Raw genomic sequence first — 15,190 nt, forward strand, 5'->3', positions numbered from 1 at the left:
GAGGGATTGGTGTGAGAAGGTTACTCTTTGTTTTGATTTTCCTACTTGCCATTCAATTTGTCATGGCAACTCCAAAGTACACCCTAAGGTTTAACACGGTGGCAGCTCCAGCGCAACCACAAGTTCTTGCAATGCAGAAATTCGCCGAGATAGTCGAGGAGCTCAGCTCTGGCGCAATCAAAGTCGAGGTATACCATTCTGGACAGTTAGGAGATCAGAAAACCGGGTTGCTGGCTGTAATGCGTGGAGATCTCGAAATGGCTGGCGATGGTTCACCTTCTTGGTTTGCAGACCTTGGTGCAATGCCAGAATTCGGAGTCTTTGAAGCCGCATATGTCTTCAAAGATCTGGACCACATGTATCGCGTGATGAGCAGTAAGATGGTTCAAGATATGTTCGACAAGTTGGCGGCTAAGACAGGCTTGAGAGTACTCGATGTTTGGTATCTCGGCACACGTGAGCTGAACTTGGTAGAAAAGGTCGGTCCAGTGAAGAAACCAGAACAGCTCAAAGGCGTGAAGCTCAGAATGCCAAACAACAAGACATTCCTTGACATGGGTAAGGCACTCGGAGCCAACCCAACACCCATGGCGTTCGGTGAAGTTTATCTGGCTCTGAAAACCGGAACGATCGATGGTCAAGACAATCCTCTGCCAACTGATCTTTCTGCAAAGTTTGTAGAAGTCACAAAGTACATCGTTTTGACAGACCACCAAATAGGAATGATCTGCCCAGTGATAAACGAAAAACTCTGGCAGAGCATGCCTGAAGAGTACAGAGTCTACATCAAGAAGGCAATGGAAGTCGCAAGAACGTTCATGAATTACACCGTTCTGGAGCAAGAAGCCAAACTCCTCAAACAATTCGTTGACGAATACAAGATGGAGATTGTAGTCCCAGACAAGGCAGCATTCATGAACAACGCAAAACAGTTCTACAGTCAACCTGAATTTGATAAACTTTGGGGCGAAAAGATGTACGAGAAGATCCAAGGAATGTGATTTTCCCCGCCAGGCTCCAAGCCTGGCGGAGTTCTAAGGGGTGTTCTCATGAAACGCGTTCTTAAGATCTTCTCAGATGTACTTCAAATACACATTCCAGCAATGAGTATGTTTGTTCTCACTTCAAGCATGTTTCTGCAAGTCATCTTGAGATATGGTTTCAAACATCCTTCACCAGAGCTGTTTGAGATCTCTTCGTACAGCTTTGTTTGGACTGTCTTGCTTGGAGCAGCTCTTGCAAACAAGTATAAAAACCACATCAAATTCGATGTTATTTACAATAAATTCTCACAGAAAGCCAAGTGTATTATCGACATAATCTTCGATAGTTTCTTCAGTATTCTCTTGCTGATCTCACTTTTTCCTGTTGTCAAGCAATCACTGTGGTACAAAATCATAAGATCAGAAGTTCTGGGTATACCCTGGACCTATCTGGTGATCTGCTTGCCCATAATGATGGTCCTGATCACGATGCAGAATGTATCATCCGTCTACAAGAACCTTCGCAAGCTGATTGAGAAGAGAACAGAAAAGACGGAGGAATCAAAATGGCATTGATGGTCTTTCTGATAATCTTTGCTTCGACCTTCGCATTTGGCTATCCGATTGCCTTTGGCATGCTCGCAGGTGGTATCGTCTACTTCATTGTCAAGGGTTTGAGTTTAGCAAATCTCCTGGACATGTTGGTGATAAATCTTTCAAACCAAACTATTCTGATAGCCGTTCCTCTCTTTGTCCTTGCTGCAAATATTATGAACGACACTGAGATTACAACCAGACTCTTCGATTTCGTTCGAAAATCCTTCGGCAGAGTCCGTGGTTCATTAGGTTATGCAAACATAGTTGCAAGCATCATCTTTGCAGGAATGAGTGGCTCGCAACTTGCAGATGTTGCAGGTCTTGGAAATATAGAGATAAAAGCCATGAAAGACGCCGGTTACGATGGTCCATTTTCTTGTGCAGTGACAGCCGCCTCTGCAACGATTGGACCCATCATACCGCCGAGTATACCTATGGTGCTGTACTCGATGTTGTCTGGCGCTTCGCTCGGCTATCTTTTCTTGGCAGGTTTCTTACCTGGATTACTGCTTGCAGGATTGGAAATGCTCATGGTCTATGTACTATCGGTGGTGAGAAAGTACCCCGTTGGTGATAAAGTCTCACTTCGAGTTCTGTCAAAGTCCTTTTTGAGCGCACTGCCTGCATTACTTGCCCCTGTCATTCTCTTGGTGGGCTTGTACACAGGCATCTATACTCCAACTGAAGCAGCTGCAGTTGTAGTGGTATACTCCATCATCGTGAGTTTTTTGATCTACAAGACACTCGGACTGAAAAAGCTCTACAAGATACTCGTTAAATCAGCTCAAGATGTAGGTTACATAAGCATCATGGTAGCTGCTGCACAAATCGTAAGCTACATAGTGACGAGAGAAAAGGTCGCTGTGGCACTCACAGAATTCTTCACCGGAACAGGACTCGTTTCCAACCGCATCCTGCTCCTTGCAAGCATAAATGTTCTTTACTTTGTGCTCGGTATGTTCATTGATGCCTCGGTCACGATCTTGGTTGTAATACCTATGCTGCTGCCACTTGTTAAAGCAGCAGGTATAGACTTAGTACACTTTGGTGTTATGAGTGTCCTCAACATAATGATTGGTCTCGATACACCTCCTTATGCTCAAACTGGGTTCATCACCAGTGCAATCGGTGGTGTGCCAGTCAAAGAGGTCTTCAAAGAAATGTTCAAATTTTGGATACCAATAGAGGTCTTGTGTCTTGTACTCGTGACATACTTTCCAGAGATCTCTTTGTTCTTGCCGCGCCTCTTTGGCTATAAAGGATGAGAGGAGTGATCGAAAGATGAAAGATTTCACTAAGTTTGGCAGAATTCTGGTCCCAATGATAACACCCTTCAAGAAAATCGATCAATCTGTGGACTACAAAACAGCAAAGATGGTTGCCCGTTACTTGGTTGAAAAAAAGCTCTGTGATTCCTTGATAATAGCTGGTACTACAGGTGAGTTTTACACACTCAGCTTCAAAGAACGAGTCAAACTCTTTGAACAGATCAAGGAGGAGTTAGGCAACAAGATTTCATTGATTGCTGGAGTGGGAGCAGTCTATGTTAAAGAAGTAATAGAGTATACAAAGATGGCTGAAAAACTCGGCTACGATGCGGTCATGGTTGTTGCACCTTACTATTGCAAGCCCGAGCAGGAAGGAATCTTTGAACACTTCAAACAGATTGCACAGAGCACTTCTTTGCCCGTGATGGTCTACAACATACCTCTCTTCACCGGTGTGAACATCGAGCCACAGACACTCGCAAAGCTTTCAGAAATCGAAAAAATCTTTGCTATAAAGGACGAAGCTGGTATAAACCCACTTCAAGCAACTGAGTATGCAAGAGCAACCAAGGGGAAACTACCAGTATACTCTGGTGATGACACCATGGTCCTTCAGGTACTCTTACAAGGTGGTGTGGGGGTTGTAAGTGGTGGTTCACACATAATCGGTGATTTGATGAGAGATATGATAGAGTCATTTTTGAAGAACAGGATCGATGAAGCAAAAGAAATCTACCAAAAACTCTTCAACGTCTTTGTGGCTTTTCGCGGCTTGAAAAATCGAATAAATCCAACGCCGATGATCAAAGCTGCCTTTGAAGTACTGACTGGCTTGCCAACATCCACACCAAGAATGCCTCTTCTTCCAGCCACAGAAGAGGAATTGAATATGATAAAAACCGTCTTAAAAAAGATCGGAAAGATATAAAGGAGGTTCATCATGAAGAGACTTTCAGGTGTAACGGTAGCGGCTTTAACTCCACTTTCCAAGGATGGTACACTGGTGGATAACCAAGCGATCAAAGAGTACGTTGATTTCTTAGTCGAAAAAGGTGTTCATGGCATCTTTGTACTCGGCACAACAGGAGAAGGCTTGCTTCTAACATTAGAAGAGAGAAAAAAGGCACTGGAAAGTTTTGTAAAAGCCGTACAGAAGAGGGTCACACTGATCGCCCACTGCGGTGCTTTGAGAGTCGAAGAAGTCTCTGAGCTTCTTGTGCACGCAAAGGCAGTTGGGGCAGATGGGGCAGCAATAGTTTCACCATTTTACTACAAATACCGCCCTCAAGAGATCGTGGAGTTCTTCCTTCAGACATCAAAGAGGGTAGATGGTCTGCCCATATATCTGTACAACATACCCGGCTTGACTGGAAATTGGATCACACCAAAGATCGCCGAAGAAATTCATAAGAGAAACCCAAACTTTGTGGGAATAAAAGACAGCAGTGGAGATTTGCTTCACATTCTTTCTTTGATCAACGACAGTCCTGCCGACTTCGACGTAGTCGTAGGCTGCGATAGAGCCTTCTTGACAGTCCTTCAGATGGGTGCAAAGGGGTGTGTATCTGGACCTGCGGCAGTCTTTCCCGAATTCTTTGTAAAACTCTACACACAATTTACCTCGGGTGATATTGCAGGTGCAAAAGAAACACAGAAAAAACTGACCAAACTTTCGCTTGCTCTGGGAGATGGTGCAAGCATTCCTATGCTCAAGATGGCACTCAGTTGGCGCGGCGTGAAAACAGGTTCTTGCAGATCACCACTCAGATTTTTGGAAAAGGATGAAGCAGAGAAGTTCAAAGATTCTCTGACAAAGGTGCTCACAGAGGTAGGCCTAAGCTTTTGAGAGTAATCATCTAAGATGAAGATGCTACATGAGGGCAAAGCATTCAATTTCTCAAGCTCTTGCCCTCATGTAGCCCATCGATGTAGCATATTGAATCGACCTTGTCCAGCCAGAACAATCTCCTATGACATGTAAGTTTTTGATCACATCGTTACTGAATTTGTTAGAGTAAAACTTTACCTCGACTGCATACAGTAGATTATCAAAGTACGCCACACCGTTTATAACCTTGTTTAAGTTTTCTATGAAATCCACCAGAGATTCTCTGATCTTTGAAGGAAAGACCAAATTCGCATCCCCTAAAATGAAACTGCTTTCATCGAGGGTGGGCGAAACTCTACCCAATCTTTTTGTTCTCCTGTAGTCTTTGAAATCTCCATAAGTCTGAAGCAAAACCTTTCTGTCATCTCCAGCAAGGATGTTTGCAAGTTTTGCAAGGTTTTTCCCATAACCTGTTGGATCTTTAAAAGGTTCTGTGAACCTTGTGGTGACCAATACAGCAAAATTTGTGTTTTCTGTCTTGTGGTGTGTGTCTGAATAGCCGTTGACCGTCGTGAAATCTTCGTACCTTTCCAAGGTTACCTTACCAGAGGGATTCTGACAGAACAACCTGCACATGTAACCAGTGCTGGCTTTGTACCTGACCTTGACCTCATACATCTCAAAAAGCTTCTCCATGACATGATCTGGTAGCTCATATCTGACACCTATATCAACGTAATAGTTCTCTTTCACAAGATGTGGGTATCTCTCCTTGATCTTGTCCATCAACCTGTGCCCACTTCTTCCCACTGCAACAACCAGTTCATCAAAAAACTCTTCACCTTCGTCGGTAAAGACTTTGAACCTTTGACCAATTTCTATTTCCTGCACAGCAGTGTTGAAACGAAACTCGATGTTCTTGAAAGAAGAAAAGTACTGAAACAAGTTGTTGTTTGTCTGTTTCAGTACATCTGTACCTAAGTGAAAAAAGTATGCCTTCACAGGCTCAAAACCATGATGATAAAACAATCTATAACTTTCTTCATCAGCGAAAGATTCTCCAAATTCAATCTTCTTACCGTCTTTTTCGAAAGATTTAAGATACTCAATCACATTTGACCTATCATGCAAGGTTGGTCTGTAGCCCGAATGAGTCAGGTAGAATTCCACCACCTTCTGCTGCACGTCAATGGGAACATCGATCTCACCGCCCATGCCTTTTGATATGAAGATCTTGCCGTCCATTCTCACACCGGAAATCGTGTTGTGCATGTGGTCTTTACCCTTCTCAAAGATGCTTACAGAGTAATCTTTAATCCTACCTGTCTCTATTAGACCTTCCAGAAAACCTATCGCAGCGGCACCAAAACCTACGACTGCCAACCTCTTCATCTAATCCCTCCAAGCGACCTTGAACCTTTGATCGACCAGCAAGAAGAATATACACCAAAAAAGGCTGGACAGATTGCTCTGCCCAGCCCAAATCTGACTGCTCTGTGAAGCTGTGAAGTACTCTGTCTCATCTGACTTTACTAAACCAAAGGCTCTGTTGTATCAAATCTTTATCAAGCTGATTGTCGGTTCTCCTTGGCTGGAATCTGAGAAAGTCTCAAGTACATAGCCAAGAGTGCTGTCAGCAGTTCATCTGATTGTTTGAAAAGCTCTGAACCTTTGAAGTGCAGCTCATAGATAATATCTGAAAACTCTTTTGTCTCTTGAACACTGGATGCTGTTTCAAGATTCTCAGTTGCTTTCTGCAGAATACCGATCATCAGGTTGACCGACTGGACAGCGTTCTGAATCGAATCTGCATACATACTAACCAATTTGAAGAATTCACTTCTCATTATTCAGCTCACCTCCCATCAACCCACTTTCTGCCAATTCTTCAGCAAGATCATCGATCGTTTGTTCCATCAATTCCACCTTCAACACCTTTCCTGGTGCAGTCATATTCATCAACTGATAAAGTTCGTCCTCCGTGTGATTAGTAATAACCTCATACAGATGAAAAACTGAATTTGCGAAACCAGAGCAACGAACTATCAACTTTTTCTTGAAAAGAAGATCTTTCACTGAAAGCCATCCTTCGTAGCTCACCATTCTCAAGTCTCGATTGATCTCGATTTTGTCTACGTCGATAACAGATTTGTATCTTCTGCCTAAAAAACGTCCCACGCCTTCAATGTCGATCCTCCAACTCAAAACACTGTGATCATTTTTCATTTTGCGTCCGTTAAAAAGTGTAAAAAAATCATTGTCGTGAAGCCACTTGAACTCATCTGCTGTCAGGTTCTCAACATTTTTCAGCATTTAAAACCCCCTTTCGTCGAAATACCCTGCTTTTCCAGGTAATATTTGGCATTTGAAGATGAACTTCACTGAATGAGATTGCCATCAAAAGATGAGAATGCTCTAAGTGCGGGGCTCTTTATGCAAGTTTTAATGGTGATCTGTGCAAACACTGCGATTCGAATGTACATGAATAGATTCATTACTCAATTCACATCGTAGACAGTTCTTTGTACTTCCAGTTCGCGCGTGTGGTGCAGAGTTTAAGACCACTGAGCCATACAAATCAATCTATGACTTATGACTGTGAACCGATCGAATTTCTGACAGTTGGCATAGAATCTGTCCCTAATTCTTTTGAAAGTACCTTTGATCATGAGGTCTTTGTAACGCTTTACAATCATCTGGTGAGCCAAGAGATCGGTTGACCATCAAGTGCGCAGATCTTCTAATCTGACTGCTTCAAAGTACGGCAGTTTCTTTCCAGTAGTGTATTGATAGATCGATGCATTCACAAATGGACCGAGTGCCATGCCCAGGGCAAAGGCTATCGGTACGGGGAGGCTTAGAAAGAAGTGTAACCGTTCAAAATGTGCCTTATCCCTTACAGACTGAATTATCGTCATCAGCTCAGCAACTTCCTGTGACCAATCAGAGACCTTTATTCCTCCAAGCTCTTTGTGAAATATCTTCACTATTTTCGCATCTATTTTCCTCTTTTTCAGATAGATACCTACATCTGAAAAGGGACTGTGTGACGCAAAATGAATTACGAAGGCACAATCTCTGCCATCTCCTGTTTCCTCAACATCTGTTTTTTCCAAATCGCTCATTTTCATTAATTTCTTAATACTCCTCGCATTAGCTCTCAAGTCTATCACCCTGTGGTATTCATTCGATTGATAATGATACAAGACTATCGAGTTTTGTGCCCCAAAGGCTGCACCAATACCCATCGCCAGCGATGATGGACCAATAATAGAAAGATGTGGTGTTGCTCCTGTAGAGATGATTCTGCTGAGCATCTTTGATAACTTGACAACTTCTCTTTGGAAATCACAGTCTCTGAGAGTTGGTGAACTATACACCAAAGACACCTTTGAGAGTTTTTGGAATAACCTTTCATTTACCACAGATTCAATCTTTTCCTTGAGTCTGTGGTAAGATTCCTCCAAGTAGTTTCTGCTGGTCTTATTTGAATAAGAGACCAAGAACGCTACATCGTGCTTCTTCGAGGTTAGATATCTTTTAAGCTCTCTGGCATCGGAAACTTCGTGAGAGCTGATGAGTACCTTACCCAGTTTCCTTGCAAGTCTTTCTTTCTCTTCGTAGTTTTCAACAGACTTTATCGTGAAGTCTTCATAAAGACTTCCTGTGAATATCATCTTTGGATTAACTCTTTCAGCAACCAAAGCAACGTACAAAGACAAGATAAAAGATTCATCGACAATGTCAGTGTCAAAGACCACCGAAAAGGTCTTACCAAGCATATAAGAAAGCTTCTCAATGTGCTGCTCAGCGGCGCATATATTTGTGAAAGTTCTGCGCGTATTGAATACTAAACCACGTGCTATTCTCGCACCATTCTTTGAGATCACCGGAAAATCAAACGAAGTATAACTTTCATTGAGAAGATCAAAAGCCAGTTCTGCATCTTTGTCAAACAACTCTGCGAGTTTTTCATGATTTTTGTAGTTGCTCCTTCTTGCCCTCAAAAGTATTTCATAGATGATGACAGAGTACTCTTCACCTCTGTCTTTACAGACATCTGCAAGTGTCTCGATCGCCTCGTCGAGGGTCAATGCATCTTCCCTTAAGGCACAGACGAAGAATTCCTGATTTTGTTTTAACAATCCTGAAAACTTCAAAGAATAACCCCCAGCATATTTTATCGCTGAAAGTACTAACAAAACAAAGAGTTTTGTTCTTTCAACAAGTAACTAATACTATAATACTAAAACACAAAAAGATGTGCTAAGATAATCTTTGGGAATCTGATAGTTCTACGACGAATTTTTTTCAGAGCTCTGGCTGTGGGGGCGTTTTGATACCAATGTTTGTGAAGAGCGAATGTATCAAATTTCAAGAAACCAACAATATATCGAGCAAGTTTTACAGATATCTTCTGAATCTTTTCAAACACCAATTACGCACATTATCTGTAACCAAAAAGATTTCCCCCTCTCTGGCAGAAGATTTCCTGCACGATTTCCTCGTAAAAAAATTTCCAAGAATCTGCCAGATTCTCGTTCAAAAGGGCGATCAAATTCTTCAGCTTGATGCTTACCTGCGACGATCTGTAACAAACTTTCTTAAAGACCAAATCAAATGTGAAAGACGAAATAGGGTTGAATCACTCAACAGAAGCTTAGATCGGCAAGAAGACGATGATGATTTCATAGAAATCATTCCATGCGAAACTGAAGATGCCTACAGTGACGTGCTTGCCGAAGACTCTTACGAAGAACTTTTGAAGTATTGCGCCAAGAAAAAGACGGATTTTAAAAGATACGTATGTTTCTTGGTCTCAAGAACTTTTATGAATGAAGAGAAATACGATGATCCAAGTTGGTCTGATTCTTACAAGTACAAAATAATCGAAAGAACAAGAAAGTTCTTAAAAGATTTCGCTGAAAAGTACTCTGTCGAAGAAAAGACAATGGGTAAGGTTCTTTTGAAATTCCTGTCAGAGATTTGCGAAAAAAACAGTCTCTAACAGTAGAGAAAGATACAAAGCTTCAGATCTCTGGAGGTTAAGAAGATGTCTTTGCTGGAAAGATTCCTTTTACTTTACAAAGAATCGATAAAAGATATTACTTCTGTTATTCCAAACAAGGTAGAGCTCGAATCTGAATTGGGCGTGGGCACGGTCTTCGTTATCTATACCAACTGGCTACCATTCTACGGTGTGATTCTTGACAAAGACGAAATGATCAAATTCGCCTACCTAACGACCTTCCTTCCTTTAGCCTCTCTCGAAGCGCCGATTTTGAAAGTGAACGATCTGTTCGAAGAAACCAAGCTGACGCACCTTGTTTTTGAAATAGAAGAACCAGTTGCAAAGAGATTTTTCAAAGCACTGAAGCCCGTCAAGCACCCACAACAGATAAGAGACACGGTAGAGAAGTTGAAGAATTTGCACTATGGACGAATTCATAGAGAATTCTTCAACCTGGAAGAGAAAAGTGTAAGATTGCTACTCCAGTTGATGAATGAAGATGAAAAGATAATTTACCCGCCACATCAAGTCATTGAGAAATTTCGCCAATTAATTCAGACCAAAGCGGTTGCTGCAACTGGAATGAAAACTTCAAGGGTTGGTGATCTTATCGTTGTGCAAGACGAGCTGGGAATGAGGTTGTTCTTTCCCGATGAATACAAAAGCAGAAGTGGTGAGATATACCTTTTTGATGAGTTGATCTTTCGAGGGAAGCTGAACGATGGGTTGTTGATCAGAAACTTACCCAACCTCATTTCATACTTGTCGGAAGGAGTGATAGAGATCAAATTGACAGATCAAGAGAATTAGTATTCTTTTTCGAACTGAACATCTGTAGCTCTGTGCCAACTGTCATAAACAGCCATCTAAGTCAGTCATTAAATAACGAAGTAACGACGGTCAAAGAAATCTGAGATTGGGGGGACAAAGAGTGAGTTACAAGGACACACTCATATGTACGGTGGGTGCCAGTTTGATAACCAACGCTAACAGAAATGATGCATCCGATGAACTCAAAAAGGTTTTTAGCGAATATCAATTGGGAAACCTTGCCGAAGTCACTCGCGTTATTAAAAACATCAAAAATCCAAAGGAAAAGCAATGGGGTGCTGAGATCAATTCGGTGGCGAGTTTGTTAGAAAAGGGTTACCTCGATGCGCGCCAAAAGATCTTTCTCCTTGTATCTGACACACCTCAAGGTGAGATGGTAGGAAACATTCTCAAAGAGTTTTTTCTGGAAAATCAAAACGATATGGATTTCAAGAGCGCAAAGGTGATAAAAATAGAAAAACTGAACGACAAAAACCGATACGAATTCAGAACCCAAGGACTGAGAAACCTTGTCAGAGAAATGGCGAACTGCGCAAGAGAAAACGCCAATAGAGCTGTTATCAATGCAACTGGTGGATACAAAGCAACCATAGCTTATGCCACACTGCTGGGACAGGTTCTGAATCTCCCAGTTTATTACTTGTTTGAAGGTTTTGACGAAATTATCCAGCTGTTACCACTCCCTGTGAGTTTTGATTCAAAGACCTACAAAAATCATTCAAAGATCTTTGCGGCGCTCGAATACCTTGAAACAATCAAAGAAGATTACTTCCTCAAGAAGTTCTCCTACCACAGCTGGGCAGAGGTGCCCAACGAACTGAAGATCTTCATTGACAGAGTAGAGATTGATAACGAAAGATACTTAGCGCTCAATCCCCTTGGACAGATTTACTTAGAAAGTGTTGATTGGGACTGCTCAACCATCGAAGACCCAGACTACAAAACAAATAAATCGTCTTCTGAGAAAATAGCAGGCTCCGGCGGTCATGCAATGAAGGTTAGGCAGAAAACCGAAAAGATCATTGAAGAGATAGCCCAGCTTCCATGGGTCAATCTTGTGAGCTCAACCGGTAGCTCTGAGATCGAAGGTGGCAGTTCGAGAACAGTTTGGATTGAAGGCGATCATCTAAAGATTGCACTGAGTAGTAAAGCAGGAACAGGATTCTTCATCGTTCAAACAACCTGCAAGAGTCACAGATTCCTCGAATGCGTTAAGCAGAAAATACAGAAAATTCTTGATGAAAGGAGGTGAAGCAGTGACAGACAAGCGGGAATTTCTCGCAATCGGTGCCTTGGTACACGATATAGGGAAGCTCGTCAGGAGGGCTGAACTTGCGGACAAAACTCAACCACACACCCTTGCTGGTAGTATCTTCATAAACCAGGTGGAAGTCGATGGAAAGAAGATCTTTGCACCCTACCAAGACATGATTTATCATCACCACGAGAAAGATATAGATAAAGCAGAACCGCTCACCTGGTATGTATGTCTTGCCGACAACATAGCAAGTTCCGAAAGACAAACAACTCAAGAGGAAGGTTTTGAAGAAAAAAGATGCTTGGAGAACATCCTGGCAAGGGTGGGGTGTGACAAGAATCCTCCCAAAAGAGGATATTTCAAACCCTCTGCGGTCGGAGATGTCGATCACCCCGTTGACGAGTTTGTTGCTGAATCATCAGAGTTCAGGAAACTTTACGAAGGTTTTGTCAAAGAAGCTGAGCACTTGCCATTGACCGTTGAAAATCTGAGATTTCTCTTGTACAAGTATCTATCATTCATCCCACAATCCACCCAAAAGAGCGGCATAATGGACATCTCTCTGTACGATCATTTGAAGGTCACTGCAATGATAGCCCTATCCTTGTATGACTACGTTCAAGCAAATGGTATCGAGATTAATACTTATGAAGATTTGAAGAAACTGCAGGAAAAAAATGATGTTCTCTTGCTCGTTGAAGGAGATGTCTCTGGCATTCAGAACTTCATTTCACGTGTCTCATCTAAGGGAGCCCTCCGATCTTTCAGAGGACGAAGCGTTTTCATCGAGTTGCTTCAAGAAGTGATAGTAGACAAGATACTCACAAGAACAGGATTTTACCGGACAAATGTGCATTTCGTAGGTGGAGGACACTTCTATCTGGTGATATCCAACACACGTCAAAACATCGAAAAGATCGCAGAGGTTCAGAGAGAAGTCAACCAGTGGCTCTTGGAAAGATCACCGGACATGAAATTAATCATTGAATCACAATCGATGGCTGTGAAGGATATCGAAAATCCTTCTGAAATCTTCGAAAAACTCAACGACAAGATGAGACGCAAGAAACTGCGAATGTATTCAGTAGAAGAACTGGAAGAGATCTTCGACTTAGGAAATATCAAGAGCGTGAGAAATCTGCAAACATGCAAAGTCTGTGGCAGAAGGGCGACCGAACTACACTCGATTAGAGAAAATGAGCCAGCTTTAGCGTGTGATTTTTGCAAGCAGATGTATGAGTTGGGAAAGCAAGTGATGCAAGCTAAGTACTTCTCAGAAGACCCTCAAGGCGATTTCGAAATACTGAACAAAAGATACAGCTTCACTAATCAACCTTTGAGTGGTAAGAACTATGTGTTGGACGTTTCAAGAATCGGTAAAGATCGCCTTTCAGAAGACAGAGAGCTGATCTTCATTGATACAGTAACGTACGCAAAACATGAGGAATTTGAAGAACTCGCAAAAGAATCTGCCGGCAAAAAACTTGCTTGTTTTCAAGCTGATTTGGATGGACTTGGAGCGATCTTCCGCAACGGCTTAGATCTGAGAACCCTTTCGAGAATGAGCACCCTGTCAAGACTTCTGACGTACTTCTTCAAACACAAGATCAAAGAGCTGGTTAAGGGAAAGAACATCGCTGTGATCTATTCAGGTGGAGACGATCTATTCATCGTTGGTGGTTGGGAAGATGTTTTGGAATTCGCCTATCAGATGAGAGCTGAGTTCGAGCAATTCACATCGAAGAATCCCAATTTGTCTTACACAGCATCCTTCGTTCTGTGCGATGAAAAAGAGAGTGCTAGCAAGATGAAAGAAATGGCTGAGGAGGCTGAAAAGATAGGAAAAGACCAACCCGGAAAGAACCGAATAGTCTTCTACCACGGCATCAGCAGGTATCAAGAAGAAAACAGAACGAGATTTCACAGAGCTCAAGCAATCACCTGGACTGATTTCATGAAAAGAACATATCCAGTCTATGAGAAACTGTTGACTCTCGCAAAATCCGTTGACAGAAGTGTAATCAGAAAGATGCTGGAACTCTCTTTGGAAGATTCGCCTTTGAACAGAGCTTTTCTTGCATACATCGAGGCACGTGAGGATGAAAAGGACAAAGAATTTGTTAAACACATCAGAGAAAAAGAAATCCCTGCTCTGAACTCAATGATTCAGTTGATCGATCTTAAAGCAAGAAAGGGGGAGTAAGATGATAGATTTAAATGAAATCAAAAACCTTAAGAAACTTTCAGATTGGGATATGGCTAAGATGATCGAATTCTCAGAAAATGCTGCAAAGGAACTGAATGTCAACACGACCCAGCTTAGAAAATTCCATGGACACATTTCAAAAATATGGCACAAATACTTGATGAACAAACCTGTCTACCTGAGGGATAATGCGAAGTTCGGAAAGGAAATCAAGGACGAGATAGTATTTGTGAAGGCTTACCTTGCTTACCAAGCTGGCAGGCAACGGGAAATAGCAAAACTGCAAGAGATACTTGGAATAGCTATCGACAGAATCCAAGATCAAAAGGACTTTGAAATCTTTAAGAAGTTCTACGATTCTATTGTTGCCTACCGCAGGTTCTCTGAAAGCCAATCTCAGAGAGGAGGTTCAAGATGATGAATGAAATCGAAACAAGACCAATTCTGGCGAAGTACATCTTAACAGGAAAGATTATTTTGAAAACAGGTACAAGAATAGGTGGTACAGACCTTGGAATATCCATAGGAGGAATAGACAACCCAATCATCAGAAACCCTCTCACAGGTGAACCATACATACCGGGAAGCTCACTGAAGGGAAAGATGAGATCTTTGCTCGAGAGAATAAAGAAAGCACCTCTGCAATCTTTTGGATCAGGCAGGAACGCTGTGAGACGTCACGAGTGCACCAACAGAGATTGCGAGATCTGCCGTCTTTTCGGTTCGTCAACCAAGTCACAAAATGGTGAAGAAAGACAGAACATACCCTCAAGGATCATCGTAAGAGATGCTCATCTCACAGAAGAATCAAAGATGAGATTAGAAAACATGGAAACAGATGTGCCGTATGCAGAGTGGAAAATGGAAAATGGTCTGGACAGGGTCACCTGCCATGCGAGCCCCAGGAGCAACGAAAGGGTTCCTGCTGGTACCGAGTTTTCGTTCGAAATCATCTATACAGCAGAGAACAAAGACCACGTTTCCAAAGACCTTCAGAACATAGTAACTTTGCTCGAACTGGTAGAAGATGAATACATAGGTTCGAGTGGTTCAAGAGGGTACGGGAAGGTGCAATTTCAAATAGAACAATTCATCATTAAGCCAGCGGAACATTACACCGAGCTGAAAGAAGCGAAGGCAACCGAACTGAAGGAGAAAACCATCTCTGAACTCAGGCAGATCTTGTCGCAAGTGAAAGGGTGATCGTC

At 42.2% G+C, this 15,190-nt stretch carries 16 protein-coding genes; 12 read left to right on the forward strand and 4 right to left on the reverse strand.

Translation table 11 applies throughout. The annotated features are described in order from the left end of the window. Nucleotides 1-11 precede the first annotated feature (11 nt). The 5 genes from ACSFC1_RS10835 to ACSFC1_RS10855 are packed head-to-tail and all read left to right on the forward strand — an operon-like array spanning nucleotide 12 to nucleotide 4,694. Entirely contained in the window at nucleotides 12-1,001 is a 990-nt protein-coding gene (locus ACSFC1_RS10835) for a sialic acid TRAP transporter substrate-binding protein SiaP (RefSeq protein WP_435566199.1), read from the forward strand. Between the two features lie 48 nt (nucleotides 1,002-1,049). Further along, nucleotides 1,050-1,559 (forward strand): TRAP transporter small permease, encoded by a 510-nt coding sequence (locus ACSFC1_RS10840; RefSeq protein ID WP_435566201.1) that lies wholly within the window; start codon nucleotides 1,050-1,052, stop codon nucleotides 1,557-1,559. Further along, nucleotides 1,550-2,845: a TRAP transporter large permease gene (locus tag ACSFC1_RS10845; RefSeq protein WP_435566202.1), complete on the forward strand. Its 1,296-nt coding sequence runs from the start codon at nucleotides 1,550-1,552 to the stop codon at nucleotides 2,843-2,845. Before ACSFC1_RS10840 ends, ACSFC1_RS10845 begins: the two co-directional genes overlap by 10 nt. A gap of 16 nt (nucleotides 2,846-2,861) precedes the next feature. Beyond that, nucleotides 2,862-3,776 carry a 4-hydroxy-tetrahydrodipicolinate synthase gene (dapA, locus tag ACSFC1_RS10850; protein ID WP_435566203.1) on the forward strand — a complete coding sequence of 305 codons (915 nt, stop codon included), beginning with the start codon at nucleotides 2,862-2,864 and terminating at the stop codon, nucleotides 3,774-3,776. A gap of 12 nt (nucleotides 3,777-3,788) precedes the next feature. Continuing rightward, nucleotides 3,789-4,694 carry a dihydrodipicolinate synthase family protein gene (locus tag ACSFC1_RS10855; RefSeq protein WP_435566204.1) on the forward strand — a complete coding sequence of 302 codons (906 nt, stop codon included), beginning with the start codon at nucleotides 3,789-3,791 and terminating at the stop codon, nucleotides 4,692-4,694. Between the two features lie 51 nt (nucleotides 4,695-4,745). On the opposite strand, the gene ACSFC1_RS10860 is transcribed toward ACSFC1_RS10855, so the two are convergent. The 3 genes from ACSFC1_RS10860 to ACSFC1_RS10870 form a co-directional block, all read right to left on the reverse strand. Continuing rightward, a complete protein-coding gene (locus ACSFC1_RS10860; protein ID WP_435566205.1) occupies nucleotides 4,746-6,068 on the reverse strand; it encodes an NAD(P)/FAD-dependent oxidoreductase in 1,323 nt (440 codons plus the stop codon). Nucleotides 6,069-6,241: 173 nt separating this feature from the next. Further along, complete coding sequence (locus ACSFC1_RS10865) at nucleotides 6,242-6,523, reverse strand: hypothetical protein (protein WP_435566206.1); 282 nt, start codon at nucleotides 6,521-6,523, stop codon at nucleotides 6,242-6,244. Then, a complete protein-coding gene (locus ACSFC1_RS10870) occupies nucleotides 6,513-6,989 on the reverse strand; it encodes a hypothetical protein (RefSeq protein WP_435566208.1) in 477 nt (158 codons plus the stop codon). The genes ACSFC1_RS10865 and ACSFC1_RS10870 overlap by 11 nt, the downstream gene beginning before the upstream one ends. A 209-nt stretch (nucleotides 6,990-7,198) precedes the next feature. Between ACSFC1_RS10870 and ACSFC1_RS10875 the strand changes: the two genes are divergently transcribed. Continuing rightward, nucleotides 7,199-7,396 (forward strand): hypothetical protein, encoded by a 198-nt coding sequence (locus ACSFC1_RS10875; protein WP_435566209.1) that lies wholly within the window; start codon nucleotides 7,199-7,201, stop codon nucleotides 7,394-7,396. A gap of 3 nt (nucleotides 7,397-7,399) precedes the next feature. On the opposite strand, the gene ACSFC1_RS10880 is transcribed toward ACSFC1_RS10875, so the two are convergent. After that, nucleotides 7,400-8,836, reverse strand: a complete 1,437-nt coding sequence (locus ACSFC1_RS10880) for an SAVED domain-containing protein (RefSeq protein WP_435566210.1) — start codon at nucleotides 8,834-8,836, stop codon at nucleotides 7,400-7,402. 176 nt (nucleotides 8,837-9,012) lie between these two features. On the opposite strand from ACSFC1_RS10880, the gene ACSFC1_RS10885 reads away from it, so the two are divergent. The 6 genes from ACSFC1_RS10885 to csm3 all read left to right on the forward strand — a co-directional run bounded on the left by ACSFC1_RS10885 (nucleotide 9,013) and on the right by csm3 (nucleotide 15,185). Beyond that, nucleotides 9,013-9,684 (forward strand): hypothetical protein, encoded by a 672-nt coding sequence (locus ACSFC1_RS10885; RefSeq protein WP_435566211.1) that lies wholly within the window; start codon nucleotides 9,013-9,015, stop codon nucleotides 9,682-9,684. A 45-nt stretch (nucleotides 9,685-9,729) separates the two neighbouring features. Beyond that, complete coding sequence (locus ACSFC1_RS10890) at nucleotides 9,730-10,497, forward strand: hypothetical protein (RefSeq protein WP_435566212.1); 768 nt, start codon at nucleotides 9,730-9,732, stop codon at nucleotides 10,495-10,497. A 121-nt stretch (nucleotides 10,498-10,618) separates the two neighbouring features. Then, nucleotides 10,619-11,770, forward strand: a complete 1,152-nt coding sequence (locus ACSFC1_RS10895; protein WP_435566213.1) for a putative CRISPR-associated protein — start codon at nucleotides 10,619-10,621, stop codon at nucleotides 11,768-11,770. A 4-nt stretch (nucleotides 11,771-11,774) separates the two neighbouring features. Next, nucleotides 11,775-13,979 carry a type III-A CRISPR-associated protein Cas10/Csm1 gene (gene cas10 / locus ACSFC1_RS10900; RefSeq protein ID WP_435566215.1) on the forward strand — a complete coding sequence of 735 codons (2,205 nt, stop codon included), beginning with the start codon at nucleotides 11,775-11,777 and terminating at the stop codon, nucleotides 13,977-13,979. A 1-nt stretch (nucleotide 13,980) separates the two neighbouring features. Continuing rightward, nucleotides 13,981-14,400: a type III-A CRISPR-associated protein Csm2 gene (gene csm2 / locus ACSFC1_RS10905; RefSeq protein ID WP_435566216.1), complete on the forward strand. Its 420-nt coding sequence runs from the start codon at nucleotides 13,981-13,983 to the stop codon at nucleotides 14,398-14,400. After that, the gene (gene csm3, locus ACSFC1_RS10910; RefSeq protein WP_435566217.1) at nucleotides 14,400-15,185 is read left to right on the forward strand and encodes a type III-A CRISPR-associated RAMP protein Csm3; all 786 of its coding nucleotides are present in this window, start codon (nucleotides 14,400-14,402) and stop codon (nucleotides 15,183-15,185) included. Before csm2 ends, csm3 begins: the two co-directional genes overlap by 1 nt. Nucleotides 15,186-15,190: the final 5 nt, after the last annotated feature.

Source organism: Pseudothermotoga sp. U03pept (assembly GCF_051235805.1).
Lineage (GTDB): Bacteria > Thermotogota > Thermotogae > Thermotogales > DSM-5069 > Pseudothermotoga_B.

Coding starts and splice junctions, on each gene's coding strand:
- ACSFC1_RS10840 (WP_435566201.1), top strand. CDS start 1,050: ATGAAACGCGTTCTTAAGATCTTCTCAGATGTACTTCAAATACACATT.
- ACSFC1_RS10845 (WP_435566202.1), top strand. CDS start 1,550: ATGGCATTGATGGTCTTTCTGATAATCTTTGCTTCGACCTTCGCATTT.
- dapA (WP_435566203.1), top strand. CDS start 2,862: ATGAAAGATTTCACTAAGTTTGGCAGAATTCTGGTCCCAATGATAACA.
- ACSFC1_RS10855 (WP_435566204.1), top strand. CDS start 3,789: ATGAAGAGACTTTCAGGTGTAACGGTAGCGGCTTTAACTCCACTTTCC.
- ACSFC1_RS10860 (WP_435566205.1), bottom strand. CDS start 6,068: ATGAAGAGGTTGGCAGTCGTAGGTTTTGGTGCCGCTGCGATAGGTTTT.
- ACSFC1_RS10865 (WP_435566206.1), bottom strand. CDS start 6,523: ATGAGAAGTGAATTCTTCAAATTGGTTAGTATGTATGCAGATTCGATT.
- ACSFC1_RS10870 (WP_435566208.1), bottom strand. CDS start 6,989: ATGCTGAAAAATGTTGAGAACCTGACAGCAGATGAGTTCAAGTGGCTT.
- ACSFC1_RS10890 (WP_435566212.1), top strand. CDS start 9,730: ATGTCTTTGCTGGAAAGATTCCTTTTACTTTACAAAGAATCGATAAAA.
- csm2 (WP_435566216.1), top strand. CDS start 13,981: ATGATAGATTTAAATGAAATCAAAAACCTTAAGAAACTTTCAGATTGG.
- csm3 (WP_435566217.1), top strand. CDS start 14,400: ATGAATGAAATCGAAACAAGACCAATTCTGGCGAAGTACATCTTAACA.